Origin of the sequence: Rhodococcus sp. BP-316, assembly GCF_019836105.1 — a bacterium.
Classification (GTDB): Bacteria; Actinomycetota; Actinomycetes; order Mycobacteriales; family Mycobacteriaceae; genus Rhodococcoides.
Genome location: NZ_JABUEE010000004.1, coordinates 397,638 through 414,055, shown reverse-complemented (window position 1 = coordinate 414,055; position 16,418 = coordinate 397,638). Strand labels below are relative to the sequence as shown.

General features: G+C 63.3%; 15 protein-coding genes. 6 read left to right on the top strand and 9 right to left on the bottom strand.

All coding sequences use genetic code 11. The features are described from left to right. Positions 1–41 precede the first annotated feature (41 nt). From HQ312_RS10555 to HQ312_RS10540, 4 genes are read right to left on the bottom strand one after another with little or no spacing between them, the layout of a single operon-like run. The gene (locus tag HQ312_RS10555; protein ID WP_261782238.1) at positions 42–1,283 is read right to left on the bottom strand and encodes an NAD(P)/FAD-dependent oxidoreductase; all 1,242 of its coding nucleotides are present in this window, start codon (positions 1,281–1,283) and stop codon (positions 42–44) included. After that, positions 1,283–1,498, bottom strand: a complete 216-nt coding sequence (locus HQ312_RS10550; RefSeq protein ID WP_222638554.1) for a ferredoxin — start codon at positions 1,496–1,498, stop codon at positions 1,283–1,285. Before HQ312_RS10550 ends, HQ312_RS10555 begins: the two co-directional genes overlap by 1 nt. A gap of 16 nt (positions 1,499–1,514) precedes the next feature. Next, complete coding sequence (locus HQ312_RS10545) at positions 1,515–2,069, bottom strand: aromatic-ring-hydroxylating dioxygenase subunit beta (protein WP_082544692.1); 555 nt, start codon at positions 2,067–2,069, stop codon at positions 1,515–1,517. Continuing rightward, complete coding sequence (locus HQ312_RS10540; protein ID WP_222638553.1) at positions 2,069–3,445, bottom strand: Rieske 2Fe-2S domain-containing protein; 1,377 nt, start codon at positions 3,443–3,445, stop codon at positions 2,069–2,071. Before HQ312_RS10540 ends, HQ312_RS10545 begins: the two co-directional genes overlap by 1 nt. A 395-nt stretch (positions 3,446–3,840) precedes the next feature. Here HQ312_RS10540 and HQ312_RS10535 point away from each other — a divergent pair, with 395 nt between their 5' ends. The 3 genes from HQ312_RS10535 to HQ312_RS10525 are packed head-to-tail and all read left to right on the top strand — an operon-like array spanning position 3,841 to position 7,402. Beyond that, positions 3,841–4,818 (top strand): ornithine cyclodeaminase family protein, encoded by a 978-nt coding sequence (locus HQ312_RS10535; protein WP_222638603.1) that lies wholly within the window; start codon positions 3,841–3,843, stop codon positions 4,816–4,818. A gap of 10 nt (positions 4,819–4,828) precedes the next feature. Then, positions 4,829–6,325, top strand: coding sequence for an NAD-dependent succinate-semialdehyde dehydrogenase (locus HQ312_RS10530; protein ID WP_261782183.1), 1,497 nt, complete (start codon positions 4,829–4,831; stop codon positions 6,323–6,325). Between the two features lie 57 nt (positions 6,326–6,382). Beyond that, positions 6,383–7,402 (top strand): dihydrodipicolinate synthase family protein, encoded by a 1,020-nt coding sequence (locus HQ312_RS10525; protein WP_222638552.1) that lies wholly within the window; start codon positions 6,383–6,385, stop codon positions 7,400–7,402. 9 nt (positions 7,403–7,411) lie between these two features. Here the strand turns inward: HQ312_RS10525 and HQ312_RS10520 are convergent, their stop codons facing one another. After that, positions 7,412–8,404 carry a LysR family transcriptional regulator gene (locus HQ312_RS10520; RefSeq protein ID WP_156380568.1) on the bottom strand — a complete coding sequence of 331 codons (993 nt, stop codon included), beginning with the start codon at positions 8,402–8,404 and terminating at the stop codon, positions 7,412–7,414. Next, positions 8,401–9,501 (bottom strand): LysR family transcriptional regulator, encoded by a 1,101-nt coding sequence (locus tag HQ312_RS10515; protein WP_222638551.1) that lies wholly within the window; start codon positions 9,499–9,501, stop codon positions 8,401–8,403. Before HQ312_RS10515 ends, HQ312_RS10520 begins: the two co-directional genes overlap by 4 nt. Here HQ312_RS10515 and HQ312_RS10510 point away from each other — a divergent pair. Together HQ312_RS10510 and HQ312_RS10505 are read left to right on the top strand one after the other, a co-directional pair. Then, positions 9,425–10,408, top strand: coding sequence for a VOC family protein (locus tag HQ312_RS10510; RefSeq protein WP_308123866.1), 984 nt, complete (start codon positions 9,425–9,427; stop codon positions 10,406–10,408). The genes HQ312_RS10515 and HQ312_RS10510 overlap by 77 nt on opposite strands. Before the next feature lie 57 nt (positions 10,409–10,465). Next, on the top strand, positions 10,466–11,239 hold the full coding sequence (locus HQ312_RS10505; protein WP_222638549.1) for an SDR family NAD(P)-dependent oxidoreductase: 774 nt from the start codon (positions 10,466–10,468) through the stop codon (positions 11,237–11,239). Positions 11,240–11,450: 211 nt separating this feature from the next. On the opposite strand, the gene HQ312_RS10500 is transcribed toward HQ312_RS10505, so the two are convergent. The 3 genes from HQ312_RS10500 to HQ312_RS10490 all read right to left on the bottom strand — a co-directional run bounded on the left by HQ312_RS10500 (position 11,451) and on the right by HQ312_RS10490 (position 15,834). After that, entirely contained in the window at positions 11,451–13,163 is a 1,713-nt protein-coding gene (locus HQ312_RS10500) for a bifunctional 3-(3-hydroxy-phenyl)propionate/3-hydroxycinnamic acid hydroxylase (protein ID WP_308123865.1), read from the bottom strand. A 244-nt stretch (positions 13,164–13,407) separates the two neighbouring features. Beyond that, positions 13,408–14,361, bottom strand: a complete 954-nt coding sequence (locus HQ312_RS10495; RefSeq protein ID WP_222638547.1) for an MBL fold metallo-hydrolase — start codon at positions 14,359–14,361, stop codon at positions 13,408–13,410. Between the two features lie 1,113 nt (positions 14,362–15,474). Further along, the gene (locus HQ312_RS10490) at positions 15,475–15,834 is read right to left on the bottom strand and encodes an Rv2640c family ArsR-like transcriptional regulator (protein WP_222638546.1); all 360 of its coding nucleotides are present in this window, start codon (positions 15,832–15,834) and stop codon (positions 15,475–15,477) included. Between the two features lie 97 nt (positions 15,835–15,931). Between HQ312_RS10490 and HQ312_RS10485 the strand changes: the two genes are divergently transcribed. Continuing rightward, positions 15,932–16,378 carry an ArsI/CadI family heavy metal resistance metalloenzyme gene (locus HQ312_RS10485; protein WP_222638545.1) on the top strand — a complete coding sequence of 149 codons (447 nt, stop codon included), beginning with the start codon at positions 15,932–15,934 and terminating at the stop codon, positions 16,376–16,378. The last annotated feature ends 40 nt before the right edge of the window (positions 16,379–16,418 follow it).

The window sequence follows — 16,418 nt, the reverse complement described above, 5'->3', positions numbered from 1 at the left end:
TGGCGTGAAATGGGGGAGTGGATCGACTGTGGCGACACCGATCAACGGGCAACTGACCGTGCCTGATCGGAGTTCGCCGCGTGTGCGAGAGCGAGGGCCTCGTCCCAGGTGCCGCCACGAGCGAGTAGCTTCTTGTACCCGCGCAGTGACCGAGAGAGCCCACTGGCGAACACGGAGTGGAACTCACCGCCCTGGCCGAACAGGACCAGGAATTCGTCGGTGAACAACGACCCCTCTGCAACGAAGATCTCGTCACCGGGGGCCCGTCGACCGTAGCTGTGGAACCGATGCCCGAACTGATCACTCCAGAAGTAGGGCACGCCGCCGAAGGGCTCGCCGGAGCCGCGGGCGATGTTGAGCCCGACGTGCCTGCCCTTCTCGACGGCGTGTGTCCAGTGCTCGATGCGCATCGGCTCGCGGAACATCGGGTGAGCGGATCGGGCGACGTCGCCGGCCGCCCACACGCCGCGGATGTTGGTTCGACCGGCTGTGTCGGTGAGTACGCCTCTGTCGAGGGCGACACCCGAGCCCAGAAGCCACTCCACGTCGGGGTCGACTCCGATGCCGGCGATCACGTAGGAGGTCCGATGCGTCGAGCCGTCCGCCAGGTGCAGCGTGTATGCGCCCAGTCCACCCGTCACGGACGTGACTGCGCTCGACATCTTCAGTCGCACACCGTGCTTGGTGTGCAGGTCGGCGAGGACCTGGCCGAGTTCGGGGCCGACGATGGCCTCCAGAGGTCGCTCTGTGTCGTGCAGAACTGTGATCGACACACCATGGGCCGTGAGTCCGGCAGCGATCTCGAGCCCGATCAGACCGGCGCCGACGACGGTCACGTCCCCGTGGCGGGCGGCTGCCCGCCGGAGGGCACCGAGATCCTCCGGGGTCCGGAGGACCGGAAGCGGTTCGCCCTCGACCGTGGTGAGTACCCGTGGGCGACCACCGCACGCCAGGACAACGGCGTCCCACGGCAGCGTTTCACCGTGATCGGTGATCACGTACCCGCGATCCACGTCGAGTCCCACTGCTCGGTGACCGAGCATGAGCGAAATACGGTTCTCGCTGAGTCTCTCTGTGGAGCGGATCTCGAGAAGCTCCGGTTCGCCACGGCCGAGAAGCAACCCTTTCGACAGCGTCGGACGGTCGTAGGGATGGTGCAATTCGGAACCCAGGACGGTTATCCGACCTTCGAACCCGCCCTCACGGAGCCCATCTGCTGCGGCAAGGCCCGCCGCGGACGCCCCGACCACGACGACGTTGTCCGTGCCCGACAAGGCGCCCATCACGACGGCCCGGGACCTTGAAGAATGGCCTGTGCAGGGCACGCCCTTACTGCCTCTGCGAGGTCGTCGACATCGTCAGGATCGACCTCGTGACGTAGCAGGACCGCAGCCGGGGCGTCTGCCGGAAGATCGAAGACATCGGGCAGAATGCTCGTGCAGATGCCGTAGGAACGACACCGGGCGGCGTCCAGACGGACGACGGTCTGGTCACTCATCGAGAAGATCCTTTGCTCACAGAAACAGTCCGAGGTTGGGAGTGGCGATCGCGACTTCGGTCAGGAGAATCTCCCTGCGCAGGAGTCGCGGCCCGTCCGCGGTGAGTCGAAGCTCGTCGTTGCGCCGGTAGGGGAGGAGATCGAAGTGCGGATCGATTCCTCTCTGGCGGTACAGCAGTACGGCGCTCGAGACCGAGATGACGCCGTCACGGTCGGTCGGTCGAGCCAGGACCGACCCGACGAGACGCATGGTGCGCGAGGGCGGGATCTCCGAGTACGCCTGAGAAGTAGCCAGTCGATCGATGCGCAGACGTACGTGCGCCAAGGTGTCGCGGACCCGATACGCGGAGCGATCGACTTCGTCCGACCGCCTCTCGGTCGCCTGTCTGATCGGGATCGTGTACAGCAGTTCGGGATCGAGGAGCAGGAACCATTCTTCCTCGTCGGCCTCGTCCAACAACTTTGCTTCGAGGGCCAGGAACCGAGTCGCAGTGTTCTGCAGATCGAGGTCTGTCAGGGGGCTCGGGTGAACAGCAGTGGGTGCGAGGTCGGAGATGTCGACGGTGGTCATCACGCGGACCGCCCGTCAATCGTCTCGGAAGACAGGTTGCCACGCATGGTGGCGAGCCAGTGCTTGTAGAACGCCAGCTGAGCGAATTCGCCGAAACCGGTGCGCCGCTTGATCCCCGGGCCGTGATAGTCGGGGTCGGGTGCGGTGTCGACCGTGGTTCTACCGGCCTGCTCGAAGTTGAAGCTCAAGTCTTCGCGTTGCATCCATGCGCTCTTCGCCGCGCGGGCTGAACCCTCCCAGGCGACGGTGTCGTCCGTTTCGAAGGTTCCGGCGGATCCGAAGAGCAACTGGCCCGTCACGTAGGCATCGAGCTGCTCCTGCTCACTCTGGCACTCGTAGACGAACTGCCAGTTCCACAGCTCCATCTTGCCCGGGGCGATGGGCTGCCACACCCGGAAGGTCGTGACGACCGCTGGAGGGCCACCGGGAACCGTGGGGGCGAAGGCGCGCAGGTAACTGAAATTCGGGAAGATGTTGCCAATCGTCGGCGGGTTGGTCTCGAGGACATACCGCTGAGCGTCGTCGAAGGCCGAAAGGTCGAATTTGGCAACGGTTTCCGGTGAATAGCCCCACAAGGGCAGTCCGAGTTGCGGCCACGGCAGACCGAGCGTCCCGTGGCCGCCATCGAAAACGTACGAATTGATCATCTCGGCGTTGGCACCCAGGCCTTGGACCATTCCCACCTCTTCGTTGCTCCAGTGCAAGGTGTCGACGTGGTAGGCGTCACCGGAAAAGTTTTCGGCGCCGGCCTTCCAGTCCGCGTTGATCTGGTATCTCTCGGGTGGGCCGGCGATCTTCATACCGCCGGGTGCCAGCTTCACCAGGACGTCCAGCATCCAGCCGGCCCCGCCTAGGTACTCCTCCAACGAGGGACCCTCCGCTGCCAGCGACGCGAAGATGAAGCCCGAGCGGACGTCGACCCGTGGTGCCCTCTTGAGACCCCACTCCTTCGGATCCATTCGCGTGCCGTAGGCCGCGCGCATGTGTGGTGTGCCGATCAGGTCGCCGTTGTTGGAATAAGTCCAGCCGTGATACGGGCATTTGAAGAATCGAGAGTTTCCGGTGTCCGTCTGGCAGACCTGGGTGCCGCGGTGGCGGCAGTAATTGGACAAGACGTTGATGCCGCTTGAACCATCGCGCGTGACGATCACGGGGTCGAGTCCGATGCGGCGCTGCACGAAGTCGCCGGCGTTGGGGATCTCGCTTTCGTGCGCGACGAAGACCCAGCACGTACCGAACACCTGGTCCATTTCGGCGCGAAAGACCGCGTCGTTGTTCCAGATCTCCGCCGGTACTCGATTGTTCTCGAGTTCCGTCTCGACGCGGTCGAGGATCGGCGTGACATCCGAAGCGATGGTGGGCGTGATGACTGTCATGTAGCTCCCTTGCAAGCACCGAGTCGATCAGGGTGAAGCTCTGATGGTGAAGTCATAGTATGACCGCCATCACAACGCCGGAAGGTGAAAAATTCGATGCCGATAAATCGATGAGATCGATGGATTCGACAGGCGAAACGGGAGCGGAGAGCCCCCTGGTGTGCACCTGTTATCGATGTGGTCGATGCTCTCGCATCGACACGAATCGTTTCTGCGGCTCATCGACGCGGCCTAGCCTGATGTTCGCGCCGCAGCCCTTGCCGCGCATCCGTTGCTCGCGGACTACCCGGACCGAACTAGGTGACCTCAATGATTCGACTCGAACACAGTCAGCACGGCGGTGGCAGACGCGGTGCAGTGTCGGCGCAAGCTCGCGATCGCCGAATGTCCGCCTCGTGACGCTCTTGCTGGACGACCGGACCGTCCGTGCATCGTTCGGCTGGGCGCAGGCAATCGAGGCACTCCGTGCCGCGTACGCCGGCGATGTCGGAGACTCCCGTTACCCGGAACGCTCGATGGCTCGCGGTGACGCCAGCTGGCTTCGGACCCTCACCGGGGTATCGGCCGGCGGTGTCATGGGCGCCAAGCATATTGCCGCATCCATGACGGCCCGTCAGGTGTCCTACCTCATTCCCCTGTTCGACGAGCACACTGCCGAGCTCGTGGCGTTGATGGATGGCCAGTCGATCACGGGTTTCCGGACTGCCGCCACCTCGGCGCTCGCCGCTCAGCTCCTGGCGGGCCCCGGCGATCTCGACGTCGCCGTCATCGGCTCCGGTTTCGAAGCGGTTAAGCACCTGAGTGCTCTCGCCTCGGCAAGCACCCCGTCCTCGGTCAGCGTGTGGAGCCCCCGGGAAGAGAGTCGACTTCGGTTCGTCGCAGATTTCCAGGACACGGATGTACGCGTGACCGCCGCCGACGATGCCGAGAGTGCGGTTGCGGGAGCAAACCTGGTGATTTGCGCGGCCCGTTCGCGCGATGAGTCACCCACCGTTCGCGGTGCCTGGCTCCGCCCCGGAACCACGGTTGTCTCTGTCGGATCGACCCTCCCCGAACAACACGAGGTCGATGTCGAACTGATGGATCGCGCCGATCTCATCGTCGCGGACATGGTGGACGAGGTCCTGCACGACACCGGAGATGCTCTCGCTGCCACGGCAGCAGGCATCGATCTCGGGAAGAAAACCATCTCGCTGGCAGACCTCGCGGCGAACAGACATCCGGGCCGAACCGACGACGACCAGATCCTGTTGTACAAGTCGGTCGGCTCAGCGGTGCAGGACATCGCCGTTGCGGCTATGTGCCTGGCCGAGGCCCGCCGCCTGGGACTCGGAGTCCCACTGCCCATCTCGATCCCGCCAGTCCGGAAATGAAGGTGCACCGATGACTACTTCACTCGACGCCGAACACAGATCCGGCCACGGTCTCGCCGACCTGGCACTGTCCAGGTCATCTTCCTACGTCGACGGGCAATGGCTCACGCGAGACGGTGGCGAACGTCTGATTGTGCACAACCCCTCCACCGGTGAACCCATCGCCGACCTGCCTTCGTCCGGCGCGAAGGAAACCGAGCTCGCCGTCACCGCTGCCTACCGCGCCCTGCCCGCATGGCGTGGACTGTCCGGCAAGGAACGCGCGAACATCTTGCGTCGGTGGTTCGAGCTGGTCCGGGACAACACCGAGGACTTGGCGCGGCTCATCGTTCTCGAAGAAGGTAAGCCCTTGGCCGAGGCGGTCGGCGAGATGAACTATGCAGCGTCCTTCATCGAGTGGTTCGGTGAGGAGGCCAAGCGTGTTCGCGGCGATATCTTCCCCGCTCCCGAATCGTCTCGACGAGTCGTGGTGTTGCGGGAGGCGATCGGCGTCTGCGCAGCCATCACGCCATGGAATTTTCCCGCCGCGATGATCACTCGCAAGGCAGCTCCCGCACTCGCCGCCGGGTGCACGATGGTGGTGAAGCCCGCCGAACAGACGCCACTGACTGCGCTGGCTCTGGCCGAGCTCGCCGAACGAGCCGGCGTTCCGGCGGGGGTGCTGAACATCGTGGTCGGCGACGCGCGGGAGATCGGACCGGTGCTGACCGGTAGTCCCATCGTCCGCAAGGTCAGCTTCACGGGGTCGACCGAGATCGGCCGACTACTGCTGGCCCAAGCAGCGCTCACGGTCAAGAAGACCTCCATGGAACTAGGTGGCAATGCGCCGGTCCTGGTCTTCGACGACGCCGATCTCGACGAGGCAGTAGACGGCGTTATCGCCACGAAGTACCGCAACACGGGCCAGGCGTGCATCAGTGCCAACCGGGTCTATGTGCAGTCCGGTATCTACGAGCGTTTTGCCGCAGCGCTGACCCGGAAGGTCGAGGGCCTCGTCGTCGGTGACGGATTCGACCCCGGCGTCCAGCAGGGACCGCTCATCGACGTCGACGCGGTCACGAAAATTCAGGAGCATGTGTCCGACGCAGTGGGTCGAGGTGCCCGTGTGCTCTGCGGCGGTCGGCGTCACGATCTCGGCGGCTTGTTCTACGAACCCACTGTGCTCGCCGATGTCGATTCCACGATGCGCATCACACGCGATGAAACGTTCGGACCCGTTACCCCGTTGATCCGATTCGAAGCGGAGGGCGATGCGATCCGTATGGCCAACGATACCGAATTCGGCCTGGCCGCTTATCTTTTCACGCGCGACGCGGAGCGCACGTGGCGGGTCAGCGCAGCCGTCGAGGCGGGAATGATCGGCATCAACACCGGTCTGATCTCCAACGAGATCGCGCCCTTCGGCGGCGTCAAGCAGTCAGGTCTGGGTCGAGAGGGTTCGGTGTACGGCATCGACGAATACATGGAGATGAAATATCTCGCCTGGGAGGGTGCCGGCGCGTCGTGACAATCGCCTCACAATGAAAAACCCGAATTTCGAGTACAACTCCCGAGAGGAAACATAATGGCTGTCTACACCCGTACCGAGGCTCGCGAATGGGCTCGTGAGAAGCTTGTCGGCGCTGTGAATTGCACGATCCCGTCGTTCACCGGCGATCTGAAGTCCATCAATGAGGCAGGCATACGCCACGACATTCGTCGAGCGAAAGAACACGGATTTCTCGGGACGCTCGGGGTGTCTGAGGTCAACATCACCCTGCCGGAGTACTTGGACTTCCTTCGCATTGCCCGCGATGAGGCCGACAAGGACTTCGTCGTCGTACACCACGGCAGTTGGAGCACACTCGCCGACAACATCGAAGCCGTTCGCGGGGCCGAGGAGGCGGGCGCCGATATCGTGCTGTGTTCGTACCCGCCGAACTTCTATCCGGAGTCGGAAGAGGAGATCTACCAGTACACGAAGGCGGTGTGTGACGCCACCGATCTCGCCGTCATCGTCTTCCCGATGTACCTGTGGGGTTTCAGTCCGCGAATCCATCCTTCGGACATTCCCACCCGCCTGATCCGTCGCCTGCTCGACGATTGCCCGAACATCGCCGTCATCAAGGCTGAAGGCGGGTTCCCCTACATCCAGGGAATCATCGACTGCCACCGCCTCTTCGGTGATGAAGTCGTCATCTCCGTACCCATCGAGGCCGATCTGATCCCCTTGTCACAGGTGATGCCCATTCAGCTCTCGGCAACCAGTGACCACGAGTTCTACGGGCCCATCATCCCGCAGGTGATGAGCCTGGTCGCCGACGGCAAGCTCGACGACGCTTCGGAACTGTTCTGGCAGACGCATCCTGCGCGCAAGGCCAAGGCGGCCCTGGGGCAGGCGCTCAATGGTGGTGCGTTCATCAACCGCCAGTCCTGGAAGTTCCAGGGATGGCTGCAGGGATACAACGGTGGCCCACTGCGTCAGCCGACCCAGCGAATCCACGACGGCCAGATGCTCGCTCTCCGCAAGGGCCTCATCGACTCCGGCTTCGAACCTTCCATGGACCCGCTCCGCGAGTTCTTCGTCGGCCGTAACCCGGCCTGACAACGTCGGTCAGCGAGTCGGGGTGGCGACGAGCTTGGCCGCCTGCGCGCGCAGGCGGCCTCGGAACCATGCCTGAGCAGGATCCCGGTCGAGCCGGCGAAGCCAGATGAGCGTCTCGGTGATCGGCTCCAACTGCATGGGTGGATCGATGAGCTGCAGATTGGCGGCTTCCGCCACTCGGGTCGCGAGGGTCCTGGGGATCAGTGTCACCAATGGGCTGTTGCGCAACATGAACGGGGCCACTGTGGCACTGGTGCTGACTTCGACTCTGCGCGGAATGCCGAGCACATCGAGGTTCGCGTCACCCAGAGAGGGCCGTGACCCGTTGCCGAAGGTCGCCGCGAGGTAGGGCATTGCGCTGAACTCCTCGACCGTCATCGCCGGACGGACAGCTCCGTTGGCGGCGTCCGCTGCCAGAACGTAGCGGTCACGGTAGAGCACCTCGCGGCGGACGTTGTCCCTCCACAATGCGGGGAACGACGAGATGGACTCTCTCGGCAGCACGATCACGTCGACGCGCCCGCGGAGCATTTCGTCGGGAATGTCGTAGGAGACAGTCCTCATCTCCAGCCGGATGTTCGGGTACTTCGACGATATTTCCACCAGGAGGGGGTGTAGAAGCGCCGCCGCCGCGAAATCGCTCGCAATCACCGAGAAGGAATGCTCGTCGACTTCGGGGTCGAACGATCCGAGGGACGACAACGTCACCTGGAGCTCGGCCAACGCGTCGCTGACCGGACCGGTCAACGCGTTCGCGAGTGGAGTCGCGATCATCACTCGGCCCTGCCGAACAAGGATCGGATCCTTGAGGAGTTTGCGTAAGCGAGCCAGGGTCGAGCTCATCGCAGGTTGCCCCACCCTCAGGCGGGCAGCCGCACCGGTGACGCTTCGTTCGGACATCAACGCCTCGAACGCGATCAGCAGATTCAAGTCGATACGGCTGAGCTGCTCGAGCACGTGATGGGGCAGATGGCCGGTGCCGGACTCCCTTCTCTCGCTCATCGTGCGGTTCCTGCTGCCCCGGGCCACGTTCGTTGCGAGGCAATGTCGGCCAGCCGCTCCCGCAACCAACGGTGGCTGGGGTCGTCGTGGTTTCGACCAGCCCAGACCATGACCTCGGTGATCGGTTCCAGCGGCATGGGTGGCGTGAGCAACTTCAACCGCGCGCCCTCGGCGACCGTCGACGCCAGACTGGCGGGAATGACGGAGACGAAGGGCGTGTCGCGCAGCAGGAATGGCGCAATGCCGAAGCCTGTGGTCACGTCCAGTCTCCGCGGAATTCCGAGTCGGTCCAACTGTGTCTCGACGATGGTGGGGGCGTTGCCGTCGTTACTTGCGAGGTAGGGCAGCGACGAGAACTGCTCCAGTGTGATGCCATCCGAGACGAGTGGGTTGTCCGCGTCCACGGCAATGACATACGGGTCGGTGTAGAGCGTCTGGAATTCGAACGAATCGGTGATCGTGTCGGCGGCTGCCAGTGGAACGATCGTCAGATCGACATTGTCGGCCGTCAGATCGTCGAGAAAGCTCGCAGAAACCGGTTGAATGCGTAGCTCCACGTGCGGCGCCTCGGTCGGTAGCGCGACGAGTAGCGGCTGGAGCACCGCCATGGAGGCGTAATCACTCGCCATCACTGTGAAGCTTCGGTGATCCTGCGCCGGCTCGAACGAGGGTGGTTCGGTCAGAACCGAATTGAACTTGGTCAGCGCCTCCCGCACGGGGCCCACGAGCGACTGAGCCAGAGGAGTCGGGAACATGGTCCGGCCCCTGCGCTCGAGGACCGGATCGTCCAGCAATGCTCGCAACCTCGACAACGTCGAACTCATGGCCGACTGCCCCACGGACAGTCGGCGCGCAGCCGCAGTCACGTTCTGCTCGGACATGAGGACGTCGAATGCCACCAGAAGGTTCAGGTCGACCTGCCGAAAATCCATGATCAGACGGTACGCCCACAATTGATCGCGTCGATAGCAAAGCATCGCAAAACATTGTTGGTGCCGCGTGATCGACGCCACTACCGTGATGTCATCGGCGCCCCGCCCGGGGCGCGGTCGAGAGTCGAGGAGTTCACCGATGGCATCCGGATTCAGTCCGATCACGCATTTGCGGCATGTCGGTCTTGCCGTGCCGAACTACGACCAGGCTGTGGAGTTCTACACGAAGGTGTGGGGCCTCACGCCCATAGCCGATGACTCGGGTGTGACGTTCTTCGGTTCTCCCGCCGATCCCGAGCACTACATTCTGCGCCTCCGAGAGGACCGGCAGAAGCGTCTCGACCTCGTGTCGTTCGGGGCGGAGTCCATCGGTGAGGTCGATCTGCTGGCTGAGCGTCTGGGTCGGGCCGGGGTCACGATGAACCGTGAACCGTCCGTCATGACAACCCCCGGCGGTGGCTACGGCTTGCGGTTCTTCGACGTGGACGGTCGTCTGATCGAGGTGTCCGCAGACGTGGAGCAGCGTCCGTTCCGACTGCTCGAGGAAAGGGAGTCCATTCCGCGCAAGCTCAGCCACGTCGTGATCAACTCGACGGACGTCCAGAGGACCAAGGCGTTCTACGAACAGCACCTCGGATTCCGGTTGTCGGACTGGCTGGGCGATCTGATGTGCTTCATGCGCAGCAGTTCTCAACATCACATCCTGGCGATCTCACAGGCGCCCTCCACGTCCCTGAATCACATCTCCTTCGAGATGCGTGGTATCGACGAGTACATGCGCGGCACCGGCCGGATGATTCGCAGTGGCTACCGGCCGCTGTGGGGCCCGGGCCGGCACGGTGCCGGCGACAACACGTTCTCCTATTTTCTCGACCCGCTGGACAATGTCATCGAGTACACGACCGAGCTCGAGACAGTCGACGAGAACACCTGGGAGCCATCGGTATACGACCCGACTCGTTCGGACACTCAGGATCAGTGGGGCACCGGTGGCGCCATGACCGAGGTGATGCTCCCGGTCATGCTCAAGCAGCGCGACGACGTCGGACTCTGGGTCCCCTCGCCTGTCTGAGGCCTTGCGTGATCGCGGTCCGACAACCCCACCCACAGCTTGATGAAGGAAACGATTGTGTCTGAACTTCACGGAAGAGTTGCTGTCATCACCGGCGGTGCCAACGGCATCGGCCTGGCCTGCGCTCGGAAGCTGAGCGACGAGGGGGCCACGATCGTGATCGCCGACATCGACCTGGCAGCAGCCCGGAAGCAAGCCGACGAACTGCCGACCGACTCACTCGGTGTGCACCTCGATGTTCGGGATTCCGGTTCGGCGAACGACTTGGCGTCCTCGGTGATGAGCGCGTTCGGACGGGTCGATATCCTCGTCAACAACGCGGGAATGAACATCGGTGCCCGCAACACCGTCGACGTCACCGACGAGGAGTTCGACCGTCTCATGTCGATCAACGTCCGGGGCACCTTCACGGTGACGCGTGCACTGTTGCCGGCCCTGATCGAGCAGCGCGGCGGCAGCATCGTCAACATGTCGTCGATCTGCGGCCAACGAGGCGTCGCCCTGATCGCGGCCTACTGCGCATCGAAGTTCGCCATCGTCGGAATGACCAAGAGTTTCGCAGCCGAACTCGCTCAGTACGACATCACCGTCAACTCCGTACATCCCGGCATCGTGGCCACCGATCTGCATGACAAGGTGGTGAAGGAATTCAGTGGTCTCAACGGCCTCAGCTTCGAAGAGGGATGGGACGGTTTCGCGTCGAGGATTCCGCTCGGCCGATTGCAGACTGCTGAGGACATCGGCGACATGGTGGCGTTCTTGGCCTCCAGCAAAGCTCGGAACATCACCGCATCCGAGTTCAACGTCGACGGTGGCCTCCTGGTGTCGTGACCGCGTCAGTACACGGAACCTGCTGAGGGACTGTATTACGGAAATCCCGTTTGCCTCCCGGCCAGTCTCGGTCCACGTGCATCCGCCACCCGAGTCGTGCGCTGGGCGCGGTCGACGTGCAGCCGGCTAAGCACAGTCGGCTGCACGATCCGCTCGACCGGGGAGGTGTGACGGTTACGTCATCGAGTTCGGCGTCGTGGCGCCGCTCCCATCACATGGCGTCAGGTGCAGTGTCGGAGGCTTCGACCGGTGTGTGCTCGATGAACGACATGGAGGCAAGGATCGCATCGAGCGTGGCGGGGCCGTTCTGCGTCAGACACGCGCCCGCGACGAAGCGGTCGGGCCTCAGGAAGATCAACGGTGTCGGTCGATCGTCGAACCACTTCTTCAGCAGCCCGGTGTGGTCTCCCACGATCAGCACATCGGCGTCCATGTGCTGTTGCGCCCATTCGCGCTGCGTCTCCGGTAGCACAGCCACCAGTCGTGCGCCCAGGGCGCCGAGTCGGCGAAGAGCGTTCTGCGGCAGCACATCCCTGGGGCTGTTACCCCACACTACGACGGACCACCAGTTACCGATGGCATCGTCGAGAAGAACGACGCCTGCGTTCGCAACGGTCACGCGAGGCTGAGGGAACTGGACTCCTACCGGGGAGACCTTGATGTTCGCGCTCCGTACCGGAACCAGACGACTGGTGATCGTTGCGTCAGCGCGACCGGACGTGCAATCGGAGGGATCCGCCAGTACTCCCTCCGTGTAGCGTGGCATCGGCTTGAAGCGCATCTCGGAGAAGTAGCTCTTGATCTGTGGAAAGCGGTTCAGGACAGAGGAAACCACGTCTCGAGCCAGCGCTGCAACGGGGTTGGTGATCTTGATGATGTTCCCGAAGGTCAGTGACAGGTCGACCATTGCTTTCGCGTGAGCTCGGCGCTCGGTCGTATAGGTGTCGAGCAGATCGTACTCGGCCTGCCCGGACAGGACGGTGGCGAGCTTCCAGCCCAGGTTGGTGGCGTCGCGTACGCCGGAGTTCCAACCCTGTCCCAACCAGACCGGCATGAGATGGGCTGCGTCGCCTGCGATGAGCTGGCGACCACGCCTGAAGTCGGACGCGACTCTGGCGTGGTGGGTGAATACCCGGCGGCGGATGAAGTCCAGTCCGGCAGGGTCCGGAACATGGTGGGCCAGTAGCTTGCCGACGTAGGTGGGATCGGTGACCTGTTCTTCGGTCTCGTCGTCGTGCAACATGAATTCCCACCGCCGGACCGCGTGGGGCAGACCGATCGAGACATACGGACGTTTCGGGTCGGCGCCGAGGAAGACGTTGGGAGTACCCAGCGGGTCGTTGGCTACATCCACCACCAGCCAACGGGTCGAGGGAGATGTGCCATCGAAGCTCACCCCGAGGCGCTTTCGCGTGGGTGACTTTCCTCCCTCGCAGCCGACAAGGAACCGGCCTCGGAAAGAACGTCGGGTGACTTCGCCACTCTCGGAATCGACGAGTGCGATCGCAGTGACCCCGTCGCTGTCCTCCTCGACTTCTTCGACGCGGTGGCCGAACAGCACCTCGACGTTGTCGAACCGCGTGAGACCCTCGTACAGAGCTCGGTCCACCTCGGGCTGGATGAAGGAGTGCTTCCGTTCCCAGCCGAATTCTTCGGTTCGAGGATTGTTGACCAGAATGACTTTTCCCGCGCCGTTGACCAATCGCATGATGTGCTGCGGGCTCGTGTGCGGACGCACGGCGTTCGCAAGGCCGACCGTCTGAATCGTGCGGAAGGATTCGTCGTCGAGGCCCACACCACGGGGGTAGTCTATGAGCGAGGACAGCCCTTCCAGAACAGTGACGCTTTTGCCGTACATACCCAGGATGTTGGCCAACATCAGGCCCGCGGGCCCTGCTCCGATGATCACTACATCGGAATCCACGGGAGGTTCCATCGTTTCCGCACTCTCTTTCGTTGTCGAGCTTTGTTGGTCCGGGCACTCGGAAGCCGCGATGTGCTCCACTGTCACCTGAGGCCCCGGTTCCTGCGATCGGGATCGATCGCTCGCCGAATCGGTCCGGCCCCAGTTCGGATGATCCGTCCGCGCCGACACAGAGCCGCAACCTTCGACGCCGGTGCCTCGTGGCCGCGGTCTGCAGAAAGGTCGACGGTGACGATGTACCCACTCAGGCGTGTACGGGCAAGGGCCCTCCGTTGTAGGAAACCATGTCCTGGAACACCTTCGGTATGTCGAGTGGAGCGCCGGCGGGGAGTCCGTCGAGCTCGGCCATTGCGCGGTGAAGGTTGCCGACGATGCGCTCTGTGTCCGTCCACTCACCGAACCTGCCGAGATCGAGCTCTCGGGCGGCATCCAATGGCGATACGCTCGCCGCGCGTGCGTCCCTAGCGGCGGTCATGACGAACTGCAGGTAGTCGACAGTCTCGTCTATCACCTCGCTTCCGCACACCGGGCCGTGGCCGGGAACGATGGTGGTGGCACCCAGGGGGCGGATCACGTTTTCCAGGACGTCGACGAGGCCCGTGACAGAGCCGCTCAGCAGGAACGGGGTGCCGCCCTTGAACAACAGGTCACCTGCGTAGAGAACGGACTGGTCGGCGACCCAGACGATCGAGTCGTTCGTGGTGTGTGCAGTGCGACCCACGTAACGGATCTCGCACCGCCGGTCTCCCAACCACAGCGTCATGCCGTCGGTGTAGGTCAGGAACGGAGGGGTGAACGGAGGGTTCCCGTTGTCTATGTGCTCGAAGATTCCGGGTGGCAGCTCTATCGCTGCGTGCGCGATCATCTCGGTTCGTGTTCGTTCGTGGGCAATGATGGTCGCGCGGGGGAGCAGTCCGTTTCCGGCGGTGTGGTCGGGATGGTGATGTGTGTTGACGACTGTTCGAATTTCGTGGCCTGTGAAGTCGCGAACTGCATCGATGTATGCCATCGTGCGCTGCGCGGTCTCGCAGGTGTCGACACTGACGACACCGTCGGGGCCGACGAGGAACCCGGGATTGTTGATGGACCAGGTGCCGTCGGGCTGGATGTAGGCGAACAGGCCGTCGCCGACCTCGTCGATGTGTGGTGTCCCGCTTCGAAAGGTCGGGATGTGTGGTTGGGGGACGACGGACGTCATCGGACTCTCCTCGGTTGTCGGCAGGTGAATAAGGTGGTCGTCTTTTCAGGTGATGTCCAAGACACTGAGGAGGCATGGGCTGGATGCGCCGGGGTCGACGACCAGGCATCTGGCTCGTCACCACGACGTTGTGCAGTGAGGTGAGCAGCAAGGTGGGGCCGACTTCGACCATCCCCGCGAGTTCGATACTGCCGCCGGTCCTCGCTACAAAACACGCCCGGTCCGAGTTCGGAGCCGCTACCGGTTACGACACGATCGTCGAGCAGTTGCAAAGGGTATGTTCCTGCCTCTCGAGTCCGTGAAACTTCGACTGCGCTGGGGCACCGAGGCGATCACCGGGTTTAAGCGACCGTTGCTGTGACACTACGAGGGTCGCGGCATCGGGAGAATCAGTTGATGTCGATGACCGAACATCGATTCCGTCGATGTTGCGGCGGCCGCCGGTGCGGGCGTGCTGCGAGGACGACCCAAGCCGGGCTCTAGCCTCCACTTCACCGATCTGCGCTCTTTCTGGTGGCGACTCGACACTCCGGTGGCCACTCACTACTTATTCATGACTTTCATTCCGGACCCATTCGGATCGTGGTGGTCCCGCGTGGTCGTATGACTCTTAAGCTGCGCTGGTCACATGGTCTTTCGTGGTGTAAACGGGATTCCTGGTCTTCGGCGGGCATAGTCACTGGGTCCGGGGTTCGAGTCCCTGTGGGCGCACCAAAAAGGGACCCTGATCAGCGGTTATGCTGAGCAGGGGCCCTTCTGGTTTGGGTGCCACTCACTACTTATTCATGACTTTCAACTCGAAACTCACGCTTTCGGGTCCTTTCGGCACGACCGGGCGACGCATTATTGCTGGTCAAGCGGCTGCGAAGTTGTCTGTACTGGGTCCAATAGACCGTGTGATTAAGAGTCGTGTAGCCACGGCCGTCCACCGCGATCCGCGCCGCCACCCAACTTTCGGCGACGTGTAGCCGAGCCGCCGCGGTTCTGGTCGTACCAAGTACGGTCGGCGGTCGGCTCTTTCGTCGTAGATCTGGCTTTTTGTTTGGCCGGCTCGCTCCGCTCGGAAGTACGCACATGCCCGCGGTGGGGGACCGAGTCGCCGACAGCGACAAGTCAGCGGCAGCACGCGGGGTCGAGGACCACGCGGAGCGCGTCGAGGGACTCCGGGCGCGCCGAGTAGTACACGTTCATTCCCCGACGCTCCGACACCACCATGCCTGCTTTGCGGAGCTGCCCGAGGTGGTGGCTGACGGTCGATTCGGCGAGACCGAGCGCGTCGGCGAGGTCGCATGTGCACACCGCTCCTGCAGTGTCGGTGAGCAGCAACGACATCAGGCGAATGCGCATCGGGTCCGCGAGCGCCTTGAGTCGCACGGCCACCTCGAGGGCGGCCTGCTCGTCCATCGGTGCTGCGGAGACGGGGGCGCAGCACACCGGGGTGGTGGTGTCGATGATCGGCAGCGTCTTGGGCACGCACCCGACCCTACAACGTTCTTGACATATGTCGAATATGTGGCGCACCCTGTGCTAGTCATTGATTCGACATATATCGCAACCCCGGAGGTTCGCCATGTCTCGCGCTCAGCTCGCCCTCAACGTCGATGACATCGACACTGCGATCGCGTTCTACAGCAAGCTCTTCGGCGTGGCGCCGGCGAAGGTCAAGCCCGGCTACGCCAACTTCGCCATCACCGAACCGCCCTTGAAGCTGGTGCTCATCGAGAACCCCGGCAAGGGCGGCACCATCAACCACCTCGGCGTCGAGGTCGACTCGTCGAGCCGGGTTCACGAGGAGATCGCCCGCCTGACCGGCGAAGGGCTGTTCACCGACGAGGAGATCGGCACCACGTGCTGCTTCGCCACCCAGGACAAGGTGTGGGTGACCGGCCCCGGTGGGGAGCGCTGGGAGGTCTACACCGTCCTCGCGGACTCCGAGACCTTCGGATCGCAGCCGATCCCGGCGCCGGCACCCAGCGTTACTGCCAGTGCGACGTCGACGGCCACCTCCTCCTGCTGACGCCCGCCCGCGTCGGCTCACCCCCATCGCACGGAACCGT